The organism is Streptomyces sp. NPDC050743, from assembly GCF_044456925.1.
GTDB lineage: Bacteria > Actinomycetota > Actinomycetes > Streptomycetales > Streptomycetaceae > Streptomyces.
In genome coordinates this window covers 343,830-366,744 of record NZ_JBITGJ010000001.1, presented here as the reverse complement: position 1 = coordinate 366,744, position 22,915 = coordinate 343,830, and the positions used below count along the sequence as shown (strand labels likewise).

The 22,915-nt window shown below is 72.7% G+C and carries 20 protein-coding genes and 1 tRNA gene; 9 read left to right on the top strand and 12 right to left on the bottom strand.

The features are described 5' to 3' along the window. Positions 1-61: 61 nt before the first annotated feature. Both ACIBJF_RS01725 and ACIBJF_RS01720 read left to right on the top strand, forming a co-directional pair. On the top strand, positions 62-790 hold the full coding sequence (locus tag ACIBJF_RS01725) for a molybdopterin-dependent oxidoreductase (RefSeq protein WP_399171647.1): 729 nt from the start codon (positions 62-64) through the stop codon (positions 788-790). After that, entirely contained in the window at positions 774-1,400 is a 627-nt protein-coding gene (locus ACIBJF_RS01720; protein ID WP_399171646.1) for a cytochrome b/b6 domain-containing protein, read from the top strand. Before ACIBJF_RS01725 ends, ACIBJF_RS01720 begins: the two co-directional genes overlap by 17 nt. A gap of 37 nt (positions 1,401-1,437) precedes the next feature. Here the strand turns inward: ACIBJF_RS01720 and ACIBJF_RS01715 are convergent, their stop codons facing one another. From ACIBJF_RS01715 to ACIBJF_RS01700, 4 genes are read right to left on the bottom strand one after another with little or no spacing between them, the layout of a single operon-like run. Next, positions 1,438-2,457 carry an L-idonate 5-dehydrogenase gene (locus tag ACIBJF_RS01715; protein ID WP_399171645.1) on the bottom strand — a complete coding sequence of 340 codons (1,020 nt, stop codon included), beginning with the start codon at positions 2,455-2,457 and terminating at the stop codon, positions 1,438-1,440. Between the two features lie 14 nt (positions 2,458-2,471). Beyond that, the gene (locus ACIBJF_RS01710; RefSeq protein WP_351804128.1) at positions 2,472-3,233 is read right to left on the bottom strand and encodes an SDR family oxidoreductase; all 762 of its coding nucleotides are present in this window, start codon (positions 3,231-3,233) and stop codon (positions 2,472-2,474) included. A gap of 13 nt (positions 3,234-3,246) precedes the next feature. Then, the gene (locus ACIBJF_RS01705) at positions 3,247-4,644 is read right to left on the bottom strand and encodes a GntP family permease (RefSeq protein WP_399171644.1); all 1,398 of its coding nucleotides are present in this window, start codon (positions 4,642-4,644) and stop codon (positions 3,247-3,249) included. A 39-nt stretch (positions 4,645-4,683) separates the two neighbouring features. After that, the gene (locus ACIBJF_RS01700; protein ID WP_399171643.1) at positions 4,684-5,202 is read right to left on the bottom strand and encodes a gluconokinase; all 519 of its coding nucleotides are present in this window, start codon (positions 5,200-5,202) and stop codon (positions 4,684-4,686) included. A 140-nt stretch (positions 5,203-5,342) separates the two neighbouring features. Here ACIBJF_RS01700 and ACIBJF_RS01695 point away from each other — a divergent pair, with 140 nt between their 5' ends. Next, a complete protein-coding gene (locus ACIBJF_RS01695; protein ID WP_399171641.1) occupies positions 5,343-6,044 on the top strand; it encodes a FadR/GntR family transcriptional regulator in 702 nt (233 codons plus the stop codon). Positions 6,045-6,097: 53 nt separating this feature from the next. Here ACIBJF_RS01695 and ACIBJF_RS01690 read toward each other — a convergent pair whose 3' ends face one another. After that, positions 6,098-6,472 carry a YchJ family protein gene (locus ACIBJF_RS01690; protein WP_399171640.1) on the bottom strand — a complete coding sequence of 125 codons (375 nt, stop codon included), beginning with the start codon at positions 6,470-6,472 and terminating at the stop codon, positions 6,098-6,100. 86 nt (positions 6,473-6,558) lie between these two features. On the opposite strand from ACIBJF_RS01690, the gene ACIBJF_RS01685 reads away from it, so the two are divergent. After that, the gene (locus ACIBJF_RS01685) at positions 6,559-6,879 is read left to right on the top strand and encodes a dsRBD fold-containing protein (protein WP_351804138.1); all 321 of its coding nucleotides are present in this window, start codon (positions 6,559-6,561) and stop codon (positions 6,877-6,879) included. 6 nt (positions 6,880-6,885) lie between these two features. On the opposite strand, the gene polX is transcribed toward ACIBJF_RS01685, so the two are convergent. From polX to ACIBJF_RS01665, 4 genes are all read right to left on the bottom strand, one after another. Further along, on the bottom strand, positions 6,886-8,607 hold the full coding sequence (gene polX / locus ACIBJF_RS01680) for a DNA polymerase/3'-5' exonuclease PolX (RefSeq protein ID WP_399171639.1): 1,722 nt from the start codon (positions 8,605-8,607) through the stop codon (positions 6,886-6,888). Between the two features lie 41 nt (positions 8,608-8,648). After that, the gene (locus ACIBJF_RS01675) at positions 8,649-9,986 is read right to left on the bottom strand and encodes a M1 family metallopeptidase (protein ID WP_399171638.1); all 1,338 of its coding nucleotides are present in this window, start codon (positions 9,984-9,986) and stop codon (positions 8,649-8,651) included. Positions 9,987-10,057: 71 nt separating this feature from the next. Continuing rightward, positions 10,058-13,933, bottom strand: coding sequence for a Pls/PosA family non-ribosomal peptide synthetase (locus ACIBJF_RS01670; protein ID WP_399171637.1), 3,876 nt, complete (start codon positions 13,931-13,933; stop codon positions 10,058-10,060). 257 nt (positions 13,934-14,190) lie between these two features. Continuing rightward, positions 14,191-14,278, bottom strand: a tRNA-Leu gene (locus ACIBJF_RS01665). Positions 14,279-14,494: 216 nt separating this feature from the next. On the opposite strand from ACIBJF_RS01665, the gene ACIBJF_RS01660 reads away from it, so the two are divergent. The 3 genes from ACIBJF_RS01660 to ACIBJF_RS01650 all read left to right on the top strand — a co-directional run bounded on the left by ACIBJF_RS01660 (position 14,495) and on the right by ACIBJF_RS01650 (position 17,148). Beyond that, positions 14,495-15,820 (top strand): M20/M25/M40 family metallo-hydrolase, encoded by a 1,326-nt coding sequence (locus ACIBJF_RS01660; protein ID WP_399171636.1) that lies wholly within the window; start codon positions 14,495-14,497, stop codon positions 15,818-15,820. A 147-nt stretch (positions 15,821-15,967) separates the two neighbouring features. Beyond that, positions 15,968-16,201 (top strand): chaplin ChpH, encoded by a 234-nt coding sequence (gene chpH, locus ACIBJF_RS01655; protein WP_031162172.1) that lies wholly within the window; start codon positions 15,968-15,970, stop codon positions 16,199-16,201. Positions 16,202-16,368: 167 nt separating this feature from the next. Next, the gene (locus tag ACIBJF_RS01650) at positions 16,369-17,148 is read left to right on the top strand and encodes a chaplin (RefSeq protein ID WP_399171634.1); all 780 of its coding nucleotides are present in this window, start codon (positions 16,369-16,371) and stop codon (positions 17,146-17,148) included. Between the two features lie 67 nt (positions 17,149-17,215). Here ACIBJF_RS01650 and ACIBJF_RS01645 read toward each other — a convergent pair whose 3' ends face one another. Continuing rightward, positions 17,216-17,404 (bottom strand): DUF5703 family protein, encoded by a 189-nt coding sequence (locus ACIBJF_RS01645; RefSeq protein ID WP_399171633.1) that lies wholly within the window; start codon positions 17,402-17,404, stop codon positions 17,216-17,218. Positions 17,405-17,451: 47 nt separating this feature from the next. On the opposite strand from ACIBJF_RS01645, the gene ACIBJF_RS01640 reads away from it, so the two are divergent. Continuing rightward, on the top strand, positions 17,452-18,147 hold the full coding sequence (locus ACIBJF_RS01640) for a hypothetical protein (protein WP_399171632.1): 696 nt from the start codon (positions 17,452-17,454) through the stop codon (positions 18,145-18,147). A 113-nt stretch (positions 18,148-18,260) separates the two neighbouring features. Here ACIBJF_RS01640 and ACIBJF_RS01635 read toward each other — a convergent pair whose 3' ends face one another. Together ACIBJF_RS01635 and ACIBJF_RS01630 are read right to left on the bottom strand one after the other, a co-directional pair. Beyond that, positions 18,261-20,552, bottom strand: coding sequence for a helix-hairpin-helix domain-containing protein (locus ACIBJF_RS01635; RefSeq protein ID WP_399171631.1), 2,292 nt, complete (start codon positions 20,550-20,552; stop codon positions 18,261-18,263). Beyond that, a complete protein-coding gene (locus ACIBJF_RS01630) occupies positions 20,549-21,532 on the bottom strand; it encodes an aldo/keto reductase (RefSeq protein WP_399171630.1) in 984 nt (327 codons plus the stop codon). Before ACIBJF_RS01630 ends, ACIBJF_RS01635 begins: the two co-directional genes overlap by 4 nt. A gap of 164 nt (positions 21,533-21,696) precedes the next feature. Between ACIBJF_RS01630 and ACIBJF_RS01625 the strand changes: the two genes are divergently transcribed. Further along, entirely contained in the window at positions 21,697-22,752 is a 1,056-nt protein-coding gene (locus ACIBJF_RS01625; protein ID WP_399171629.1) for an LLM class F420-dependent oxidoreductase, read from the top strand. Positions 22,753-22,915: the final 163 nt, after the last annotated feature.

Genomic DNA, 22,915 nt, shown 5'->3' with positions numbered 1-22,915 from the left:
GAACCCTGACCACTGACCGGATTCCCTGGCCCCCCGGGGCCCCGAGTGCTCGAATGAATGCGTGAACTCTGAACAGTCCGAGGAGCGGGACGGCACACCCATAGGCCGCAGGGTCTTCCTCGGCACCCTCGGCCTGGGCGCGCTCGGCGTCGTCGCCGCGCCCGCGCTGCAGCGCGGCCTGGAAGGCGTCCTCGGCGCCGTCGCCGGCAAGGACCCCACGGGGCTGACCGGCCTGCTGCCCAACGGCGGCGGATTCCGCTACTACTCCGTCGCCGCGTCGGTGCCGCGCCTGAACGCCGCCGACTACCACCTGAAGATCGGCGGCCTGGTCGACCGCCCGCACACCTACACCCTGGCCGATCTGCGCGCCCTCCCGCAGACCCGGCTGGTCAAGGACGTCCAGTGCGTCACCGGCTGGCGGGTCCCCGGCACCCCCTTCGAGGGCGTACGCCTCTCCGACCTCCTGGACGCGGCCGGGGTCCGTCCCGGGGCGAAGGCGATCCACTTCACCTGCTTCGACGGCACCTACACCGAGAGCCTCACCCTCGCCCAGGCCCGCCGCCCGGACGTCCTGGTCGCCCTGCGCATGCAGGACAAGGACATCGGCCACGACCACGGCGGCCCGGTCCGGCTCTACGTCGCCCCCATGTACTTCTACAAGTCGGCCAAGTGGCTCTCCGGGATCACGGTCACCGACCAGGTCGAGCCCGGTTACTGGGAGCGCCTCGGCTACGACGTCGACGCCTGGGTCGGCCGGTCGAACGGACGGACTGATGAGCCTACGAGCTGACACCCCGGCCCCGCCCGGCACCCGTATCCGCCGCTTCGGCCCGGTCCAGCGCTGGGTGCATCGCGCCACCGCCGCGCTGATGGGCGTCTGCGTGCTCACGGCGGCCGTCCTCTACATCCCCCAGCTCGCGGTCCTGGTCGGCCGCCGGGAACTGGTCGTCCGGGTCCACGAGTGCGCCGGACTCGCCCTGCCCGTCCCGGTCCTGCTGGGCCTCGCCTCCCGCGCCTTCCGCACCGACCTGCGTTTCCTCAACCGCTTCGGCCCGCACGACCGGCTCTGGCTGCGCGCCGCCCTGCGCCGTGACAAGCGCCACTCCTCGCGCCCGGCGGGGAAGTTCAACGCCGGCCAGAAGGTCTACGCCGCCTGGATCGCCGGCGCCACCCTGGTGATGCTCGGCACCGGCCTGCTGATGTGGTTCACCCACCTCGCCCCGCTGGAGTGGCGCACCTCGGCGACGTTCGTCCACGACTGGCTCGCCCTGACCATCGGCGTGGTCCTGGCCGGCCACATCGGCATGGCCCTGGGCGACCCGGAGGCGAGACGGGGCCTGCGCACGGGGACGGTGAGCAGGGAGTGGGCGAAGCGGGAGCACCCGCTGTGGCGCCCGTGACCCTTGCGGCGCGCCTCGTGTCAGCCGCTGTCGCCCCTCAGAATTCCAGCAGCACCTTGCAGGACCGGCTCCGATCCGCGGCCAGCACGAACGCGTCCTCGGCCTGCGCCACCGGAACCACGGCACTGAGCAGAGTGTCGAACTCCCCCCGCGCGGCCAGCAGTTCCAGCGCGTCGTCGAACTCGGCGGCGAAGCGGAACGCTCCCCGCAGCTCGATCTCCCGGCTCACCAGCAGGTTCCCGGCGAACGGCGACTGCCCCGGCGGCAGCATCCCGAGCTGTACGACCACGCCACCGCGCCGTACCCGCCGCAGGCAGGTGTCGAGCCCGGCCGCGACCCCCGACGCCTCGACGGCCACGTCGACTTCCCCCGGCCACCCGGCATCGCCCGGATCGTCGGCCCGTACCAGCGTGTCCGCCCCGGCCCCGGCCGCGTGACCCAGCGCCTCCGGCACGAGATCCGTCACCGTCACCCGTGCCGCGCCGGCCGCCTTCGCCGCCGCGACCACCAGGCACCCGATGGGCCCCGCCCCGGTCACCAGGACATGCCGGCCGGACACGTCCCCGGCCCGCCGCACCGCGTGCAGCGCGACCGACAGCGGCTCGGCGAGGGCGGCCCGCCGCGGCCCGAGTCCGTCCGGCAGCGCCCGCAGCTGACCGGCCGGTACGGCGATCCGCTCGGCGAAGGCGCCCTGGACATGCGGAAAGCGGGCCGCGCTGCCCAGGTACCGGGTGTCCCGGCACACGTTCGCCCGCCCGCCGGAGCACTCCGGGCAGTGCCCGCACGGAGTGGCGGGGTGCACGGCGACGGCCGTACCCGGCGCGGGACCCGTGGCCCCGGTGCCGTAGGACACCACCGTGCCCACCACCTCGTGCCCGAGCACCATCGGCTCCCGGAGTCGGAAGTCCCCGACCCCGCCGTGCCGCCAGTAGTGCAGATCCGAGCCGCACACCCCGCCGTAACGGACGGCCACCAGGGCCTCGCCGGGCCCCGGTTCGGGCACCGGCAGCTCCTCCACCCGCAGGTCGCCCGCGCCGTGGATCACACAACCCCGCATCGCCGCAGCCCCTTTCAGAGCACGCTCGTCATGCCGCCGTCGACGTACAGGATCTGCCCGCCCATGAAGTCGGAGGCCGGTGAGGCGAGGAAGAGCAGGCCGCCCACCAGGTCCTCGGTGCGGCCCCAGCGGCCCGCCGGGGTGCGCCGGCGGACCCAGGCGCTGAACTCCTCGTCCGCCACCAGCGGCCGGGTCAGCTCGGTCTCGATGTAGCCGGGGCCGAGGCCGTTGACCTGGACGCCGTACGGACCCCAGTCGGCGCACATGCCCTTGGTGAGCATCTTCAGGGCGCCCTTGGTGGCGGCGTAGGGCGCGATGCCGGGGCGGACGACCTCGCTCTGCAGCGAGCAGATGTTGATGATCTTGCCGTGGCCGCGTTCCGTCATCCGCCGGGCGGCCTCGCGGCCGACGAGGAACGCGCTGGTGAGGTTGGTGTCCAGGATCCGGTGCCAGTCGGCGTCGGTGAACTCCAGCAGCGGGGCGCGCAGTTGCATGCCCGCGTTGTTGACGAGGATGTCGAGCGGGCCCACCCGCTCCTCGACGTCGGCGATCCCGGCGGCCACGGCAGGACCGTCGGTCACGTCGAACACCGCAGTACGGATGTCACCGGGGAGGTCCGCCGCGGCCTCGGCCAGCCGGCCGGGGTCGCGCCCGTTGAGGACGACCGTGCAGCCGGCCTCGGCCAGGCCCCGGGCCAGCGCGAGACCTATGCCCCGGCTGGAGCCGGTGACCAGGGCGGTGCGGCCGCCGATGTCGAAGAGAGGGTGAGCCGTCATCGTCGTACCCCGCCTATATGACCAGCGACAGCAGCAGGACCAGACCGCCGGCGACCACGGAGATGATCGTCTCCATCACCGACCAGGTCTTCACGGTCTGCCCGACGCTCAGCCCGAAGTACTCCTTCACCAGCCAGAATCCGGCGTCGTTGACATGGCTGAAGAAGAGTGAGCCGGCGCCGATGGCGAGGACGAGCAGGGCGGTGTGGGTGGTCGACATGTCGGCTGCGAGGGGGGCCACCAGGCCCGCCGCCGAGACCGTCGCCACCGTCGCCGAACCCGTGGCCAGCCGGATCGCGACCGCGATCAGCCAGGCCAGCAGCAGCGCCGGGATCGACCAGTCCTTGGAGATGTCCAGGATCATCTGGCCCACGCCGGAGTCGATCAGCGTCTGCTTGAAGCCGCCGCCCGCGCCCACGATCAGCAGGATGCCCGCGATGGGCATCAGGCCCTTCTCGACGGTCTGCTGCAGGCGCTCCTTGCTGAACCCGGCGGGCCGGCCCAGCGTGAAGAAGCCGACGAGCACGGCGGCGAGCAGGGCGATCAGCGGGGAGCCGATGATGTCGAAGATCCGCTGGTTCAGGTTCGTCGGGTCGTCGACGACGATGTCCACCAGCGCCTTGGCCAGCATCAGCACCACCGGCAGCAGCACGGTGGCGAGCGTCGCGCCGAAGCCGGGACGGCGCTCCAGCTCGTCCGAGGCGCGCTGCGGCAGCATCCGGTCGGGCGCCTGGACGTCCACCCAGCGAGCGGCGACCTTGGAGAACAGCGGACCGGCGATGATCACCGTCGGTATGGCGACCAGGATACCGAGCGCCAGGGTCACGCCCAGGTTGGCCTTGACGGCGTCGATCGCCACCAGCGGGCCGGGGTGTGGCGGGATCAGGCCGTGCATCACGGACAGACCGGCGAGCGCCGGGATGCCGATGCGCATCAGGGAGTAGTTGCCGCGCTTGGCGACCATGAGCACGACCGGGATCAGCAGCACGATGCCGACCTCGAAGAACAGCGGCAGGCCGATCACCGAGGCGATGAGCACCATCGCCCACGGCATGGCGCGCCCGCCGGCCTTGGCGAGGATCGTGTCGACGATCTGGTCGGCGCCACCGGAGTCGGCGAGGAGCTTGCCCAGGATCGCCCCGAGCGCGATCAGGACGCCCACGCCGGCCACGGTGGTGCCGAGCCCGGTGGTGAAGCTGGTGATGGCCTTGTCGAGCGGTGCTCCGGCGACCGCGCCCAGCGCCAGCGACCCGATGGTCAGCGCCAGGAAGGCATGGAGCTTGAACTTGGTGATCAGCAGGACGATCACGGCGATGCCCACCAGGACGGCGATGCCCAGCTGGGCGTGTCCGGCGGAGGTGATCGGCGGAGGCGTGTCCGCTGCCAGCATCTCGACGCTGAGTCTGGTCACGGGTGTTCCCTTGCGTTACGGGGGGGACGGGGGTGAGTGCTACGCGGTGGTGTCGGGAAGCGCCTCGAGTGCCTTCACGGCACGCTCGGTGATCTCCTGGGGGCTGCCGCTGACGTCCACGGCGACTCCCGCCTCGTCCGGCTCCAGGGGCTGCAGCGTGGCGAACTGGGAGTCCAGCAGCGCGGTCGGCATGAAGTGCCCCTGCCGCTGCCTCATCCGGTCCTCGATCAGCTTCCGGTCGCCGGAGAGGTGCACGAACACCACTCCGGGAGCGGCGGCCCGAAGCCGGTCGCGGTACGACCGCTTCAGCGCCGAGCTGCTGACCACCCCGCCCAGTCCGGCCCGCCCGTGCGCCCAGTGACCGATGGCGTCCAGCCAGGGCCACCGGTCGCTGTCGTCGAGTGGGATCCCGGCCGACATCTTGTCGATGTTGGCCTGCGGGTGGAAGTCGTCGCCCTCGGCGTACGGGACGCCCAGCCGCGCGGCGAGCAAGGGACCGATCGTGGTCTTGCCCGTCCCCGCGACGCCCATCACGACGACGACCTGGGGGGTTCGCATCACTGTCTCGCTGTCTTCCTCGACATCCGACGCCACAGCGGCGTCGCCACACTGAAACCCATTAGGTACGACGAATTCAAGAGTGTGTGACATATAAGTCTGACTTTTTCAGCCGGTGATCCACGCCGTACGCTGAGTGCATGACCACACCGGGCCGGGGGCTGCACGGCCATGTACTGGACACCCTCGGCCCCGCGATCACGGCGGGCGAGTACCCGCCGGGCAGCGTGCTGCGCACCGACGAGCTGGCACAGCACTTCGAGGTGTCCCGCTCCGTGATGCGGGAGGCGGTCCGGGTGCTCGAATCCATGCACCTGGTCGAGTCCCGCCGCAGGGTGGGCGTGACGGTCCGTCCCAAGTCCGAGTGGAACGTCTACGACCCGCAGGTCATCCGCTGGCGCCTGGCCGGCGCCGACCGCCCGCACCAGCTGCGCTCGCTGACCGTGCTGCGCTCCGCGGTCGAACCGGTCGCGGCCGGCCTCGCCGCCAAGCACGCCACGGCGGAGCAGTGCGCCGAACTCACCGAGTGCGCGCTGGGCATGGTGGCCAACTCACGCGGCCACAAGCTGGAGAAGTACCTGGTCCACGACATCGCCTTCCACCGGGTCATCCTGAACGCCTCCGGCAACGAGATGTTCGCCCGGCTCGGCGACGTCGTCGCCGAGGTCCTGGCGGGACGCACCCATCACGAGGTCATGTTCGAGGACCCCGACCCCGCGGCGGTCACCCTGCATGTGCAGCTGGCGGAGGCGATCCGGGGCGGCGACGCGACCCGCGCCGAGCAGCTGACCAGGGAGATCACCGTGGGCGCGCTGCAGGAACTGGACATCCTGGCGCCCTAGTTCGGGGCCGGTATCGCCGTCTCGGTCCGCGGTTCGGGCCGGTCCCGCACCTCTCAGTCCATGAAGTCCCCGTCCACGTACACCCAGGCGCCGTCGACCCGCTCGAACCGGCTCCGCTCGTGCAGCGAGCCACCCCGGTAGGAGGCGCGGAAGGTCACCGTGCCGGTGCTGTGGAAGGCCGACCCGTCGGTGGTGTCCAGGATCTCCAGCCCCGTCCACCTCATCCGCGGGTCGAGGTCAAGCCGCTCGGGCCGGGTCCGCGGATGCCAGGTGCGCAGCAGATACCCCGCGTCCCCCTTCACGAACGCGCTGTACCGGGACCGCATGAGCGACTCGGCGCTCGGCGCGGCGGCCGCTCCCGTGTGGAAACGGCCACAGCAGGCGTCGTAGGGCAGGGGGAGTCCGCAAGGGCAGTTACGGGAGGTCATGGGCCACATTCTGCCCGTACCAGGGGAGGCGTCCGACGTGGGCGGGGTGCACAGTGGAAGGGCGACGCAGCCCTGGGAGGCGGACTATGACTCGACCCATGACCAGCCGTCCTCCGGCCGTCAAGGAGTGGCGGCTGAACCTGTACCTGTCCGAGCACGACCCGGACACCACCGCCCGGATCGTCCTGGACACCGGCGACAACGTCCTGGAGAGTCACGCGGAGGCCCGCCGCAACCCGTACGACCCCGATGTGCCGGAGATAGGCGACGAACTCGCCGCCGGACGCGCCCTGATCGCCATGGGCCGCAGGTTGCTCCGCGCCGCCGACGGGGACATCAGGGCTGTGGGAGCGGCCGACACGGAGGAGGAGGAAGACCTGTCACCCCTGTGGCTGGACCGGGAGTGACGCCCCTCACCTCCCTTTGCGCAGGAACCGCCGCAGCCGGGTCAGCGGCCAGGTGTTGATCACGTCGTCCCGGGTGAGCCAGCCCCGCTGCGCCGTGCCGACGCCGTAGCGCAGCTGCGCGAGGTGCGGGACGGAGTGCGCGTCGGTGTCCACGGCGAACTTCACGCCCTGCTCCCTGGCGCGCAGGATGTCCTCGTCGCGCAGGTCGAGACGGTCCGGCTGCGCGTTGACCTCCAGCGCGGTGCCGGTACGCGCGCACGCCGCGAACACCTCGTCCCAGTCGGCGTCGACGCCCGGCCGCTTGCCGATCAGCCGGGTCGTCGGGTGCCCGATGATGTTGACGTACGGGTTCTCGCAGGCCCGCACCAGCCGCCGGGTCATCGCCCTGCGGCCCAGGTCGAAGTGCGAGTGCAGCGAGGCCACGCACAGGTCGAAGCCGGCCAGGAACTCCCCGGGCCAGTCCACCCCGCCGTCCGGGTCGATGTTGAGCTCCGTGCCGTGCAGCAGCCGCATCCTGTGATGGGCGCCGTCCAGCTCCCGCACCCGCTCCCGCTGGGCGAGGATCTTCTCGTCGGTCATGCGCTGCATGTACAGGTTGGGCGCGTGATCGGTGACCGCGTAGTACTTATAGCCGCGCTCGGCGGCCGCCGCCACCATCTCCTCCAGCGGCGCCAGCCCGTCGGTGAGGTCGGTGTGGGAATGCAGGTCGCCCTGGATGTCCTTCTCGGTCACCACCTCGGGCAGCTCGCCGTTCAGGGCCGCCTCGATCTCCCCGCGGTCCTCCCGCAGCGCCGGTGTGATCCACGGCAGCCCGAGCCGGGCGTACACCTCCTCCTCGGTGCGCGAAGCCAGGGAGTCCCCGCTCTCGGCGTCGAACAGGCCGTACTCGGACAGCTTCAGCCCTTGGTGCACGGCGATGGTGCGGGTACGGATGTTGTGCGCCTTGGAACCGGTGAAGTACTGCATCCCGGCGCCCCACGACTCCGGCGGCAGCACCCGCAGATCGACCTGGAGCCCCTTGGCGGTGCGGATCGACGTCTTCTTCGAGCCCCGTGCGACGACCTCAGCGGTGGCCGGCAGCTCGCACAGCGCCGCCATGAACGGCTCCGACTTCCGCGCCGCGACGATGACGTCCAGATCCCCGACGGTCTCCCGCATCCGGCGCAGCGAGCCCGCGTACGCGCAGCGCTTGCAGCCGGTCACCGCGGACAGCTCCGCGACGATCTCCTCGGCGGTGTCCAGGGCCAGCGACAGCGGCACCCGGGCGCCCGCCCGCTGGAGCAGCTCGATGCCGTGCCGGATGTTCTCCTGCGTCTTCTCGCCGAAGCCCTTCAGATCGGCCAGCGCGTCCGCCTCGATCGCCGCGGCCAGCTCGTTCACCGAGGAGATGTGCAGGTCCTCGTAGAGCCGCAGCGCCTTCTTCGGGCCCAGGGTGGGAATGGTGATCAGCTCCCGCACCCCGGCGGGGATCTTCGCCCGGCGCTCCTCGACCACCGCCATCTTCCCCGTGCGCAGGTACTCGGCCACCTTCTCGGCGATCGACTTCCCCACGTTCGGGATCTCCTTCAGGCCGTCCTCGCCCAGCTTGGAGATGTCGGCCGGATACCCGCCGATGGCACGCGCCGCCTTCTCGTAGGCACGCGCCTTGAAGGCGTCGCCTCCGGTGATCGCGATGAGGTCCGCGTACTCCCGCAGGAGCGCCTCGACCTCGTCATTGGGCCGGGCCACCCCTCAAGTCTAGAAAGACCGCCACGGATCCGGGAAAACCTCTACGGAACGTTCCGGAGCGCTGGCAGCGGTGGCAGCTTCGCCCCGTACACCCACTCCTGGAACAGCCCGTCCGTCGGCTCCTGCGCGAACCGGGCCACGTGCCCGGTGAACGCCTCCGTCGTCACCGTCCCGTTCCGGTGCAGCCGCACCCAGCCGCGCAGCATCCGGAAGAACGCGTCGTCGCCCAGCGCGCAGCGCACCGCGTGCAGGGCCAGGCCGCCCCGCTCGTAGAGCCGGTCGTCGAACATCGCCCTGCGGCCCGGATCGGCCAGCCTGAGGTCCTGCGGCAGCGTGGCCAGCAACCGGTGCGCCGCCGCGGCCAGTTGCTGGGCGCTGCGGCCGCCGGAGCGCTCGGACCACAGCCATTCCGCGTACTTGGCGAAGCCCTCGTTCAGCCAGATGTGCCGCCAGTCGGCGATGGTCACGCAGTTGCCGAACCACTGGTGCGCCAACTCGTGCGCCACCAGCCGTTCCGAACCCCGGGCGCCGTCCACGTGGTTGGCGCCGAACAGCGACAACCCCTGCGCCTCGACCGGCACATCGAGCTCCTCCTCGGTCACCGCGACCGCGTAACCGTCGAACGGGTACGGCCCGAACAGCTCCTGGAACAGCTCCATCATCGCCGGCTGCCGCGCGAAGTCACGGGAGAACTCGGGCAGCAGCCGCGCCGGGATGTGCCCGTGCTGCGGCACGCCCCCCGGGCCGGGGTCGCCCAGCAGCACTGTCTGGAACCTGCCGATCACCAGGCCGACCAGATAGCTGGACGTGGGCGCGGACTGCTCGTACACCCAGGTCGTCGTCGACGCCTTCGTCGTCCGGGTCAGCAGGCGCCCGCCCGTGACCACCGTGTACGCGGACGGGGTGGTGACCGAGAGCAGATAGGACGCCTTGTCGGCGGGCCGGTCGTTGCACGGGTACCAGGACGGCGCCCCCACCGGCTGGCTCGCCACCAGCGCCCCGTCGGCCAGCTCCTCCCAGCCGAGCCCGCCCCACGGGCTGGCCACCGGCCTGGGGTTGCCGGACCACTGCACCTCCACCGTGAACGCGGCGCCGGCCCGGACGGGCTTGGCCGGGCGGATCCGCAGCCGTCCGCCGCGGTGCGTGAAGTGCGGCTGCCGGCCGTCCACCCGCACCCGGCCGATCCTGAAGTCGGCCAGGTTGAGCTGGAACTCCGTGAGCGGCGCGCGGCCCGCTATGGCGTTGATCCGGGCCGTGCCGGACAGCCGGTTCGGGCCGGGGCGGTAGTCCAGCGCGAGTTCGTAACGGTGCACCCGGTAGCGGGGGTCACCGTTGTCCGGGAAGTACGGGTCCCGGTCGGCCGACTGCTGAACTGCCACTGCTGTGTCCGCTCCCTGCGCTGTGCCACCACTGGCTGCCGGTGCGCCCACCGGCCCCGCGCGGCCCGCGCTCAGGGACGCCATGCCTCGATCGGGTTGCCGAGCCAGCGGGTGTCGTCCGGGACGGACTCCGCGGCCATGACGAGCGACGCGGGCCCCAGGGTCGTACGGGCCCCGACCGTGCTGCCGGGCAGCACGATCCCGCCAGGGCCCAGCGTGGCGCCCTCACGGAGGACCACAGTATCCGTCCGCAAGATCCGGTCGTGGAAGAGGTGTGTCTGCAGCACACAGCCACGATTGACGGTCGCCGCGTCCCCCAGGGTCACCAGGTCCGCCTCCGGCAGCCAGTAGCTCTCCACCCACACGCCCCGGCCGATGCGCGCGCCGAGCCCGCGCAGCCACGCCGTCATCACCGGTGTCCCCGGCACGGCCCCGGCCAGCCACGGCACCGCCAGCACCTCGACGAACGTGTCCGCCAGCTCGCCCCGCCACACGAAGGAACTCCACAGCGGATGCTCCCCGGTACGGTGCCGCCCCACGAGCAGCCACTTCGCGATCACGGAGACGACCGCCGCGACCGCACCCGCCCCGAGCAGCACCGGCCCCGACAGCGCCCAGGCCCACGGACCCAGCGCACACAGCGCCGCCACCGTCGCCGCGGCCAGCGCCGCCGAACACAGCACCGGCACGATCCGGCACAGCTCCACAAGACCGCGCGCCCACAGCAGCCGGGCGGGCGGCTCGTAGGTACGGCTCTGGTCCCCGCCGGCCGCGCTGCGCGGCAGCTTCACCGGCGGCAGCCCCAGATACGAGGTGCCCTTCTTCGCCTTCTTCGGCGTCGCCGACAGCACGCCGACCAGACCGCCGTCCGGCACGCTCCGGCCCGGACCGGTCATCCCGGAGTTCCCGAGGAAGGCCCGCCGCCCGATCTCCGCACGCCCGATCCGCACCCAGCCGCCCCCGAGCTCGTACGGCGCCGTCAGCGTGTCGTCCGCCAGGAACGCCCCGTCGCCCACCGTGGTCAGGCTCGGCAGCGCGAGCACGGTCGACACCTCGGCGCGGCGCCCGATCCGCATCCCCAGCAGCCGCAGCCACACCGGCGTGACCAGCCCCGCGTACAGCGGGAACAGCGTCTCGCGGGACCGGTCCATCAGCTGCGTCACGGTCCACGCCTGCCAGCCGACCCGGCTGTGCGTCGGATGCGTGCCCTCGCGCAGCCCCAGACCGAGCACGCGTACGGCGACCAGGATCAGCAGCGCGTACGCCAGCCCGTAGGCGAGCGTGGCCGGCACCAGCCCGAGCGCGGCTCCGCGCAACGCCCGGGTGAGCGAGCTTTCTGGTGTCACGAAGAGACGGGCGACCAGCAGCGCGGCCACCCCCGCGAGCAGCGGCAGCGAACTCAGCGCGAGGCCGGTGATGCCGTACATGACCCGCCAGTGCGTGCCCCGCTGCGGCCGCTCCTTGGGCCAGTTGCGCTTGGCCTTGCCCAGCTTGACCGCGGGCGCGCCGGCCCAGCGCTGGCCGGTCGGGATCTGCCCGCCGACCGCCGAGCCGGGGGCCACCTCGGCCCGCTTGCCGATGCGGGCGCCCGGGAAGAGCATGCTGCGGGTGCCGACGGTGGCGTGCGCGCCGACCTTGACCGGGCCGATCTCCAGACGGTCGCCGTCCAGCCAGTGCCCGGACAGGTCCACCTCGGACTCCACGGCCGCGCCCCGGCCCAGCTTGAGCATGCCGGTGACCGGCGGCAGCGAGTGCAGGTCCACCTCGGGCCCGACCTTCGCGCCCAGGGCGCGGGCGTACCGTTCCAGCCAGGATCCGGTCAGCGAGGTGGCCCCGCTGAACTCGGCCAGCCGCTCGGCCGTCCACAGCCGCAGATGCACGCTCCCGCCGCGCGGGTGGCGGCCGGGCCGCACACCCCGCAGCAGCAGTCGCGCCCCGCCCGCCGCGAGCGCGATCCGGCCGGGCGGGGTGAAGAACAGCAGCGCCCCGGCCGCGAGCAGCCACCAGGGGCCGGTCGGCAGCCAGGAGTAGCCGGGCAGCAGGTTCCCGACGGCGGCCAGGACCACCGTCCAGCGCAGCCCGAGCAGGGTGACCAGCGGGAGCAGCAGCAGGAGCTGGACGGCCTGGGCGCGCACCGGAACCGGCGCGATCGTGCGGGCCTTGCCGTCGTCCTGCGCCGAGGCCTCCAGCCGCCGGGCCAGCTTGCGCAGGGTGGGCTGCTGGTAGATGTCGAGGACGGCGGCGCTCGGGTAGCGGGTGCGCAGCCGGGTGGTGAGCTGGGCGGCGGCCAGCGAGCCGCCGCCGATCGCGAAGAAGTCGTCGGACGCGCTGGTCACCGGGATGCCCAGCACTTCCGCCCACTGCTCGGCGAGCCAGGCCTCGGCGCCGTACAGCTCGGCCTTGGGGGACTCCACGCCCTCCAGGGGCCAGGGCAGCGCGTTCCGGTCCACCTTGCCGGACGTCCGGGTCGGCAGCTCGGCGACGGGCGCGAGCAGCGGCACCAGCGCGGCGGGCAGCTCGGCGCGCAGCTTCTCCACGGCGGCCGACTGGTCCCAGCCGTCCTGCGGGACCACGTAACCGACGAGGAGCTGATTGCCGCCGCGGGCGGTGCGCACGGCGGCCGCGGCCCCGGCGACCCCGGGCAGCGCCTGCAGCGCGGCGTCCACCTCCCCGAGCTCGATCCGCCGCCCGCCGAGCTTGATCTGCTCGTCGGCCCGCCCGAGGAAGATCAGCCCCTCGGGCTCGGCCCTGACCAGGTCACCACTGCGATAGGCCCGCTCCCAGCCCAGCGAATCCAGCGGCGCGTACTTCTCGGCGTCCTTCCCGGGATCGAGATACCGCGCGAGCCCGACCCCGCCGATCACGAGCTGTCCGGTGCCGCCCATGGGCACGGGCTCCTCGCCGTCGTCGACGACGGCGAGCTCCCACCCGCGCAGCGGAAGCCCGATCCGGACGGGCTCCTCGCCGGTCATCAGCGCCGCACAGGCCACCACGGTCGCCTCGGTCGGCCCGTAGGTGTTCCACACCTCGCGCCCCTCGGTGACCAGCCGCTGCGCCAGCTCGGGCGGGCAGGCCTCACCGCCGAAGATCAGCAGCCGTACGTCGCTCAGCGCCTCCGGCTCCCACAGCGCGGCCAGTGTGGGCACGGTCGACACGACGGTGATCTCCTGCTCGACCAGCCAGGGCCCGAGATCGGCACCGCTCCTGACCTGCGACCGGGGCACCGGCACCAGACAGGCGCCGTACCGCCAGGCCAGCCACATCTCCTCGCAGGAGGCGTCGAAGGCGACGGAGAGTCCGGCCATGACCCGGTCGCCGGGTCCGATCGGCTCCTCCGTGAGGAACAGGGCCGCCTCGGCGTCCACGAACGCGGCCGCGCTGCGGTGCGTGACGGCGACGCCCTTGGGCTTCCCGGTGGACCCGGAGGTGAAGATGATCCAGGCGTCGTGCTCGATGCCGGGCCGCGCGGCCGGGGAGCCGGCGGCGCCCGTGCCGGTGCCGCCCTGGACGCCGATGCTGTGCCCGGCGCCGATGACGGCCCGCACCTCCGCCTCCCCGAACACCAGCTCCGCCCGCTCGTCCGGGTCCTCGGCGTCGACGGGGACATAGGCGGCGCCGACGGCGAGCACGGCGAGGATCGCGACGTACAGCTCGTTGGTCCCCGAGGGGACCCGCACCCCGACCCGGTCCCCGAGCCCGACCCCCGCGCTCGCGAGCCGCTGCCGCAGCCGCTCCACCTCGGCGGCCAGCGCACGGTAGGTGAGGCACCTCGTGCCGTCGTCCAGCGCCGGCTCGTCCGGATGGGACCGCACGGTCGCGTCGAAGACGTCGACCAGCGTCCGCGGCGAGGCGGCGGGCCCGGCGGAGAAGCGTGCCCGGTCGCCGAACTGCGTGCGGATCTCTTCGTCGAGCAGGCCGAGAGCGCTGCTCTCGTCTATGGCTGCCATCGGGTCCTCACGTCGGGTCCGGCTGAGTGACAAGCCGGAAATATTAGTACGACGCTAGGCTTCACCCCTTCGCCCAGCCGCCCGGAAGGGCCGTTCGGGTGACCGCGGCGACCCGCCTCCGGGCCGCTGACCTGCCGATCTTCACGCCGGGCGAGACATGCCTCACACACGGTCAACAAGGGGGCGTACCGGGGCAGTTGAGGATTCCGCCGGTTCGCGGGCAAAGCGAAGGGCCCCTGCTGAGCAGGGGCCCTCACTGGTGTCCGAGGGGGGACTTGAACCCCCACGCCCGATAAAGGGCACTAGCACCTCAAGCTAGCGCGTCTGCCATTCCGCCACCCGGACAAGGTGTCTGTCGTGCTGGGGAACCCTTTCGGCGGGGTTTCCCTCGCGGCGACGAAGGAAACATTACCAGGCTTTCGGGGGTGGCTGATCACCCCCTGCCCGCGGCGCCGGTCGCCCGTGAACGGTGTGTGACGGGCCGGGACCGGTCTTGGGCCGCGGCCGGGGGAGAGGGAGGATGTGGGGGACCACCAGCAGCGACAGCGCGGGAGGAAGCACGTGAGCGAGACGGACACGGCCAGGAACGTCACCGGCGAGGACGAGGTCGTGGACCTCTGCCGCGAGCTGATCCGATTCGACACCAGCAACTACGGCGACCACTCCGGCCCCGGCGAGCGCAAGGCCGCCGAGTGGGTCGCCGAGAAGCTCGCCGAGGTCGGTCTCGAGCCGAAGATCTTCGAGTCGCACCCGGGCCGCGCCTCCACCGTGGCCCGCATCGAGGGGGAGGACCCGTCCCGGCCCGCGCTGCTGATCCACGGCCACCTGGACGTCGTGCCGGCCAACGCCGCGGACTGGACCCACGACCCGTTCTCCGGCGAGGTCGCCGACGGGTGCGTGTGGGGGCGCGGGGCCGTCGACATGAAGGACATGGACGCCATGACCCTCGCGGTCGTGCGCGACCGGCTCAGGAGCGGGCGGCGGCCCCCGCGGGACATCGTCCTCGCCTTCCTCGCCGACGAGGAGGCGGGCGGCAAGTACGGCGCCCGTCATCTGGTCGACCACCACCGCGAGCTGTTCGACGGCGTCACCGAGGCGATCAGCGAGGTCGGCGGCTTCTCGTTCACCGTGAACGAGCAGCGCCGGCTCTATCTGATCCAGACGGCCGAGAAGGGCATGCACTGGATGAAGCTGACCGTGGCCGGCACCGCCGGGCACGGCTCGATGATCCACCGCGACAACGCCATCACCGAGCTGTCCGAGGCCGTGGCCCGGGTCGGCCGGCACAAGTTCCCGGTGCGGGTCACCAAGACCACCCGGGCGTTCCTCGACGAGCTGGGCGACGCCCTCGGCACCGAGCTGGACCCCGAGGACATGGAGTCCACCCTCCTCCGGCTCGGCGGCATCGCCAAGTTCATCGGCGCCACTCTCAGCAACACCGCGAACCCCACCCAGCTCAACGCCGGCTACAAGGTCAACGTCATCCCGGGCGAGGCCACCGCGCACATCGACGGCCGTTTCCTGCCGGGCCACGAGGAGGAGTTCCTCGGCGACCTCGACCGGCTGCTCGGTCCGCACGTCCGGCGCGAGGACGTGCACACCGACAAGGCGGTCGAGACCAGCTTCGACGGGGCGCTGGTGGAGGCCATGCAGTCCGCGCTGGTCGCCGAGGACCCCACCGCCAGGGCGATTCCCTACATGCTCTCCGGCGGCACCGACGCCAAGTCCTTCGACGACCTCGGCATCCGCGGCTTCGGCTTCGCCCCGCTGAAGCTGCCGCCGGAGCTGGACTTCGCCGGCATGTTCCACGGCGTGGACGAGCGGGTGCCGGTGGACGGGCTGCAGTTCGGCGTGCGGGTGCTCGACCGGTTCATCGACGCGTCGTGAGGCCGTGGCCTGCGGATATTCGGGCAGCCGTACGACACCGACTGAGAAGGGTGAATGCGACCATAAGCTGGTAGCTCCATTACTCCCTCCTCGTTACAGGTGATGCGATCCCGCACCTTGGGGTCGCATTGCCAACAAGGAGGAAGAATGATCAAGAAGGTCGTCGCTGCTGCGGCTGCCACCGGTGGGCTGGTCCTCGCGGGAGCGGGCCTCGCCGTCGCCGACTCCGGTGCCCAGGGTGCCGCCGTGCACTCTCCGGGTGTCGTCTCCGGCAACGTCATCCAGGTGCCCGTGCACGTGCCGGTGAACGTCTGCGGCAACACGGTCAACGTGATCGGGCTCCTGAACCCCGCCTTCGGCAACACCTGCGTCAACAAGTGACGCCGGCTCCCTCAGGGGGCGTTGGTCCCGAGGGGGCGTCTTCTACGAGCCGTCGGCCTCGGAGCGCGCGCCATGCGCTCCGGGGCCGACCGGTCTTTTCACCCGGATTCGGATCCGGTCCCGAGGATCCGAAGGATCGAAAGAACGAAGGCAGGGGGGAACTCACCATGCGACAGGGCACCCGCAAGGGCCTGATGACGATGGCGGCCGCCACCGGTGTGATCGCCGCCGCGAGCGGCTACGCCCACGCCGACGCGGGCGCGTCCGGCAGCGCCGCCGGCTCACCCGGCGTACTGTCCGGCAACACGGTGCAGGCACCGGTGCACGTGCCGGTGAACGTGTGCGGCAACACCGTGAACGTCGTCGGGCTGCTCAACCCGGCCGTGGGCAACACATGCGCCAACCACGGCGGCGCCTCGGCGGGCCACGGCGGTTCCGGCGGCTCGCACGCGAGCGGCCACACCGGCGGCTCGCCGGGGGTCGGCTCCGGCAACACCGTCCAGGTGCCGATCGACGCCCCGGTGAACGTCTGCGGCAACAGCGTGAACGTCATCGGGGCCGGCAACGCCACCACGGGCAACGACTGCGGCAACGGGGGCGGCGACCACCACGGTCGGCCGCCGGGCGGGCACGGCAACCCGCCGGGCCACCCCGGTCACCCCGGTCACCCGGGACATCCTGGTCACCCCGGACACCCGGGGACCCCGCACCAGCCCGGCCACCCGGGAAGCCCGACGACCCCGCCCGGCCAGGGCGGCGACACGCCTCAGGGGTCGCACGGGTCCAGTCAGGTCAAGCAGACGGGCGGCCGGTCCGCCCAGCCCCTGACCAACGCGCAGCTCGCGCACACCGGCAGCGACCTGCCGGTCGGCCTCGCGCTGCCGGTCGGCGCGGGCGCACTGCTCGCGGGCGCGCTGCTCTACCGCAAGGCGCGGGCCGCGGCCTAGCGGGCAGCGTCGAGTGCGGAGCGGCCCCGCCTGGTCGGGCGGGGCCCGCTCCGTCAGGTGGCCGCCCTCACCACGTGGCACGCACCTGGCGGATGATCCGCCGGCGCAACCGCACCTTGCGGCTGCCGTCGCGCAGCAGGCTCAGTCGGTCCAACTCCCAGTTTCCGTACTCGGCATGGTCCGTCAGCAGGCGTGTGGCGTCCTTGCGGGACACCCCGCGAGGCACGTACACGTCGACAAATTCGTATTCCGGCATCGCATCTATTGTGCGGGCTGGGGCCCGGTACGGATAGCGTCTGCACTATGTCTGATGCTGCGCAGCCCACCGCTGCCGAGGTACGCGCCGCCGCCGAGGCGATCAAGACCGCGCTCGACCGTCATCTGGCCGCGGTCGAACGCAGGTCGGGTGAGGACGACCCGGCCGTCCTGGAGGCGTTCAACCAGCTGGCCGCGGCCGCAGAGGCGTACGACGAGCTGCTCTACGACCGCTACGACGAGGTCACGCCCTTCGAGATCCCCGGTGCGGAGGAGCTGCCGCCGTACGCGGGCCCCGAGGAACCGAGCGCGATCAGCGTGCTGATCCGCCGCGACTACGCCGTGGTGGAACCCCAGCGGCTGCTGGCGCAGGCCGACCGGGTCGAAGCGGCGGAGTACGAGGCCGCGGGCGGCCTGGCCGAGGATGCCGCCGGCACGGTTCCGGGTGCGCTGGGCATCCTGTTCGGCGAGTTCGAACCGGACGAGATCGCCTCCCGGCACAAGGAGTTCGGCCTGGAGGAGGGCGACTCCACGCTCTGGGTCACCGCGTCGGACGAGACCCCCGAGGCGGGGGAGTGGCTGGAGGCGCCGTTCGAGCACATCGATCCGCAAGGGGTGGTGTGCCGGTTCGACGTGAGCGCGGTGTTCGACGACGAGGACGAGTCCGACGAGTCCGACGAGTCCGACGAGGAGGACGACCTCGAGTTCGTCGAGGACGACGAGACGGAGGACGCCCGGAGATGATCTCCGCCCGGCGGTGCCGTGGGGCCCGAGGCCCGTACGGCACCGCCGGATCCCGCCGCCGGGGCGCCGCCGGCGCGGATTGCCGATCGGCCGGCGCCCCGGCGGAAGGATGATCAGCTCGCCGGCGCCTGTGTGCGCAGCAGCGTCTGCAAGCGGGTCGTGCGGGGCTTGGCCTGGATCTCCGCCACCGCCTTCGGCAGGGCCTGCTCCACGCCGTGGACCACGGACAGATGCCGCTCCGCCCGGCCGAAGGCCGTGTACACCCAGGGTCTGCTGAGCGCCTGCGCCGCGTCGCCGGGCAGCACGACGACCGCCGCCGGCCAGCGGGCACCCACCGCCTGGTGCGCGGTCAGCGCCCAGCCGTGCCGTACGGCACCCTCCACCCGCTCGCGCGGCACGACCACCGGGGCGCCCGCGCACGACAGGTGCAGCCCGTCCGCGTCGGCCTTCACCACCACGCCCGGCACCGCACGGCCCGGAGCGGGGGAGTAGGCGATCCGGTCGCCGGGGTCGAAGCCGCCGAAGCGGCCCGGGCCTGGGTTGAGGCGCTCCTTCAGCGCGGAGTTGAGGGCGCGGGTGCCCGCGGCGCCTCCGTGCCCGGGGGTGATCACCACAGTCTGGTCGGCCGGGACGCCGAGCGCCCGCGGCACCGAGTCGGCGACCAGCTGGACGGTCCGGTGCACGGCCTCGCCCGCGTCCCGCACCGGGACGATGACGACCTCCTTGCCCGGAGCGGCGACCTGGTTCAGCTCGCCGATGCCGATGCCGGAGACCAGCTCGCCGATCGGACCCGGGTCGGGAAGGCGGGAGGCGAGCTGCGGGCAGACCCGGGCCGCGAGCAGGTCGGCGAAGACCCGCCCCGGTCCGGCCGACCACAGCACCGCCGGGTCGCCGCTGAGCACCAGCCGGGCCCCGTCGGGCAGCGACTCCACCAGCATCGCGGCGCTCTCCACGTCGAGCTGCGGCGCGTCCAGCACGATCAGCAGATCCAGCTCCAGCGAGCCGTCCGCGTCCCGGCCCGGTCCCTCGGCGCCGGACAGCAGACCGGCGACCGTGCCCACGCCGTCCTCCGCCGCGCTTGGCAGCGCGGCGAGGCGGTGGCGTCCGTCCGGCGTGTGGCAGACGGCGAAGGCGCGCAGGCCGGCGGCGCGGGCGGCACCGAGCAGCGCGGCCGGTTCGGCGCGGGCCGCCTCCCCGCCGGTGTGCAGCACCAGGCCGTGCCCTGCGACCGCGCGCACCAGCTCGGCCGCACCGCCCAAGACGGCGCCGACCGCCGCCTGCCAGGCCTGCTCGGTCTCCTTGGACAGCGAGTTGACCAGCCGGGCCAGGCCGTCGGCGAGGCTCTCCTCGGCCAGCGCGTACCGCTCCAGGCCGACGAGGACCCGGACCGGCCGCTCCTCTTCTTCCTCGCCCTCCTCCGCGGGCTGGGGCGCGGCGGCTCCCGGTTCCTCCAGGGCGTCCTGGAAGGCCAGGGCCTCGCCCTCCGCTAGCGTGCTCTGCACCGCCGCGTCCGGGTCCGGGACGCCCTGCCCGCCCAGCGCCGCGGTGAGCGTGGGCAGTTCCAGCGCGGTGTGCCCGGCCAGGGCGGCCTGCTCCAGCAACCAGACGGTGATCGCGCGAGCCCGCCGCTCGTCGCCCGGGCCGCAGGCGGCGCCGAGCAGGGCCCGTGCGAAGCCGTCGGCCTGGTCGGGCCGTACGCCGCCGACGCGCAGCAGCTGCCAGGGGTCCTCGCGGAGCGCCGCGTCGGCGCCCTCGCCGAGTGCCGCGGCCACCTGGGCGGCCAGGGCCTCGGGCGCGCCGCCCTCGGCCAGCACCCGGCGGACGCCCTCCACCGTCTCCGGTGCCGGGGCACCGGGTGTGACGGCGGCCGGGGCGGGCGCGGGCTGCGGCCGGCGCACGGGCTCCGGGGCCGGGCGGCGCGGGGCCGGCGCGGGCTCGGTGAACGCCGTGTCCACGGGCTTCTCGCCGCTCTCCACCGCCCGCACCGCCGCGAGCAGGTCGGCCGCCTTGCCGCTGAGCTTGGCGCCGCTCTCGATCGTGCCCTTCTTCTCCGCCTTGCGCCGCTCGATGCGCTCCCGCTCGATCCGCTGGGCGGCCAACTCGGCCTCGGCCTCGGACAACTGGGCGGAATCAGCGCCTTCGCCCCCGGGCTCGGACGGCTGCGCGGAGCCGTCCGGTTCGCCCTCGGGCTCGGGCCCGGACCGCCGGGCGGAATCCGCCTCTTCGCCCCCGGCCTCGCTCGCACTTTCGGCGCCGCTCGCCCCCGCGCCGCTCGCGCCCTCCGCCTCGCCCGTCTCAAGGTCGTTCGCACCGCTCCCCCCGGGCGCGGCCTCGCTGCCCGGGCTCTCGGGCGTGTCCGGCGTCCCCGGCCCGGCTTCCTCCGTGGTCTCCGGCTCCGTGCTCACAGCGTGCTCCAGTCGTGATCGGGATAGCGGTGCACGGGCGCCGACACATCGTCCAGCGCCCGGCAGATCTCGTCAGGAAGACTAAGGGCCTCCACTGACAACGCCGCCGTGAGCTGCTGGGCGTTGCGCGCGCCGACGATCGGCGCGGCCACGCCGGGCCGGTCCCGGACCCAGGCGAGCGCCACCTGCAGCGGGGTCACGGCGAGCCCGTCGGCGGCCGTCGTCACCGCGTCCACGATGCGGGTCGCCGTGTCGTCCAGGTACGGCTCGACGAACGGCGCCAGATGCTCGGAGGCGCCCCGCGAGTCCGGGGGAGTGGCGTGCCGGTACTTGCCGGTCAGCACGCCCCGGCCGAGCGGGGAAGAGGGCAGCAGGCCGACGCCGAGGTCCAGCGCGGCGGGCAGCACTTCCCGTTCCACACCCCGCTGCAGCAGTGAGTACTCCATCTGCGTGCTGGCCAGCCGGGTGCGGATGCCCGGCGCCGCGAGCTGCCAGGTGGCGGCCTTGGCGAGCTGCCAGCCGCAGAAGTTGGAGACGCCCGCGTACCGGGCGCGGCCGCTGCTGACCGCTATGTCCAGGGCCTGGAGGGTCTCCTCCAGCGGGGTGCCGGGGTCGTAGGCGTGGACGTGCCACACGTCGACATGGTCCGTGCCCAGGCGGGCCAGGGAGGCGTCGAGGGCGGCGAGCAGATGGCCGCGGGAGCCGTCGAAGCGGCGGTCGGGGTCGGGGACGCTGCCCGCCTTGGTGGAGAGCACCAGGTCCCGGCGCGGCACCAGGCCGTCCATCAGCTGCCCGAGCAGGTACTCCGCCTCGCCGTTGCCGTACACGTCCGCGGTGTCGACGAGGGTTCCGCCGGCTTCCCAGAACGCCTTCAGCATGTCCGCGGCGTCGTGCTCGTCGGTGTCCCGGCCCCAGGTGAGGGTGCCGAGTCCGATCCGGGACACGCGCAGGCCGGTACGGCCGAGATGCCTCTGCTCCATGCGGGCGAGATTACTGGCCAGAACCCGTGCGGTGGGTTGCCTGTGGATAACCCGATCGGGGGGTGAACCCGTCTGTTTCCGGTGCGCGGCGCCTGCCCCCGATCGCCGTCCGCGCGCTAAGGTCGCCCCAGCAGAACGTTACTCATGGGTAAGGGGAATCGGCCATGCAGCTCGGGATCAACCTCGGCTACTGGGGTGCCGGAATGGACGGGGACAATCTGGCCGTGGCCCAGGAGGCCGACCGCTTGGGCTTCTCCGTGTGCTGGGCCGCCGAGGCCTACGGCTCCGACGCGGCGACCGTGCTGTCCTGGGTCGCCGCGCAGACCGAGCGCATCGACGTCGGCTCGGCCATCTTCCAGATCCCGGCCCGCCAGCCCGCGATGACCGCGATGACGGCCGCGACGCTCGACTCGCTGTCCGGCGGCCGCTTCCGCCTCGGCCTCGGCGTGTCCGGCCCGCAGGTCTCCGAGGGCTGGTACGGCGTCAAGTTCGACAAGCCGCTCGCCCGCACCCGCGAGTACGTGGAGATCGTGCGCAAGGCCATGACCCGGGAGCGGCTGACGTACGAGGGCGAGCACTGGACTTTGCCGCTGCCCGGCGGCCCGGGCAAGCCGATCAAGCTGACCGTGCACCCACAGCGCGAGCACATCCCGCTGTACATCGCCGCGATCGGCCCGAAGAACCTGGAGCAGACCGGCGAGATCGCCGACGGCGCCCTGCTGATCTTCCCCGCCGCCGACCACCTGGAGGACACCACCCTGAAGTACCTGCGCGCGGGGCGTGAGAAGGCCGGCAAGAGCCTCGACGGGTTCGACGTCTGCCCGACCCTGCCGATCGCCGTCGGCGACGACAAGGACGTCGCCCGGCTCGCCGACACCTTCCGGCCGTACACCGCGCTGTACGTCGGCGGCATGGGCAGCGCCAAGCAGAACTTCTACAACCAGCTTGCCCAGCGCATGGGATACGAGAGGGAAGCCGCCGAGATCCAGCAGAAGTACCTGTCCGGCGACAAGCAGGGCGCTGCGGCCGCGGTCCCGCAGGACCTCATCGACAAGACGACTCTGCTGGGTTCCGTCGACCGCATCGCCGACCGGATGAAGGCCTACGCCGCCGCCGGCGTCACCACGCTCAGCCTGTCGCCGGCCGGATTCACCCTGGAGGAGCGGCTCGCGTCCCTGCGGGCCGGCCGCGAGGCCCTGGAGCGCGCCGGGCTGGCCTAGGAAGTTTCAGCGGCCGTGGTGGGGGCTCGGGGGTCTTCCCCGCCACGGCCGTCATGGGGTACAACGCGCCAGGCGCCGCGCGGTTACGACTCCGGCGTTCCTTCTTTCGGCGGAGTCGCCGGACACCCGTGTTGCGGCCAACCTCTGCCCGCATTTGACTCGT

What these genes read in the sequence shown, in the direction of transcription:
- ACIBJF_RS01720 (WP_399171646.1), top strand. Translation starts at nt 774, where the DNA reads ATGAGCCTACGAGCTGACACCCCGGCCCCGCCCGGCACCCGTATCCGC.
- ACIBJF_RS01715 (WP_399171645.1), bottom strand. Translation starts at nt 2,457, where the DNA reads ATGCGGGGTTGTGTGATCCACGGCGCGGGCGACCTGCGGGTGGAGGAG.
- ACIBJF_RS01710 (WP_351804128.1), bottom strand. Translation starts at nt 3,233, where the DNA reads ATGACGGCTCACCCTCTCTTCGACATCGGCGGCCGCACCGCCCTGGTC.
- ACIBJF_RS01700 (WP_399171643.1), bottom strand. Translation starts at nt 5,202, where the DNA reads ATGCGAACCCCCCAGGTCGTCGTCGTGATGGGCGTCGCGGGGACGGGC.
- ACIBJF_RS01695 (WP_399171641.1), top strand. Translation starts at nt 5,343, where the DNA reads ATGACCACACCGGGCCGGGGGCTGCACGGCCATGTACTGGACACCCTC.
- ACIBJF_RS01690 (WP_399171640.1), bottom strand. Translation starts at nt 6,472, where the DNA reads ATGACCTCCCGTAACTGCCCTTGCGGACTCCCCCTGCCCTACGACGCC.
- ACIBJF_RS01685 (WP_351804138.1), top strand. Translation starts at nt 6,559, where the DNA reads ATGACTCGACCCATGACCAGCCGTCCTCCGGCCGTCAAGGAGTGGCGG.
- ACIBJF_RS01670 (WP_399171637.1), bottom strand. Translation starts at nt 13,933, where the DNA reads ATGGCAGCCATAGACGAGAGCAGCGCTCTCGGCCTGCTCGACGAAGAG.
- chpH (WP_031162172.1), top strand. Translation starts at nt 15,968, where the DNA reads ATGATCAAGAAGGTCGTCGCTGCTGCGGCTGCCACCGGTGGGCTGGTC.
- ACIBJF_RS01650 (WP_399171634.1), top strand. Translation starts at nt 16,369, where the DNA reads ATGCGACAGGGCACCCGCAAGGGCCTGATGACGATGGCGGCCGCCACC.
- ACIBJF_RS01645 (WP_399171633.1), bottom strand. Translation starts at nt 17,404, where the DNA reads ATGCCGGAATACGAATTTGTCGACGTGTACGTGCCTCGCGGGGTGTCC.
- ACIBJF_RS01640 (WP_399171632.1), top strand. Translation starts at nt 17,452, where the DNA reads ATGTCTGATGCTGCGCAGCCCACCGCTGCCGAGGTACGCGCCGCCGCC.
- ACIBJF_RS01630 (WP_399171630.1), bottom strand. Translation starts at nt 21,532, where the DNA reads ATGGAGCAGAGGCATCTCGGCCGTACCGGCCTGCGCGTGTCCCGGATC.
- ACIBJF_RS01625 (WP_399171629.1), top strand. Translation starts at nt 21,697, where the DNA reads ATGCAGCTCGGGATCAACCTCGGCTACTGGGGTGCCGGAATGGACGGG.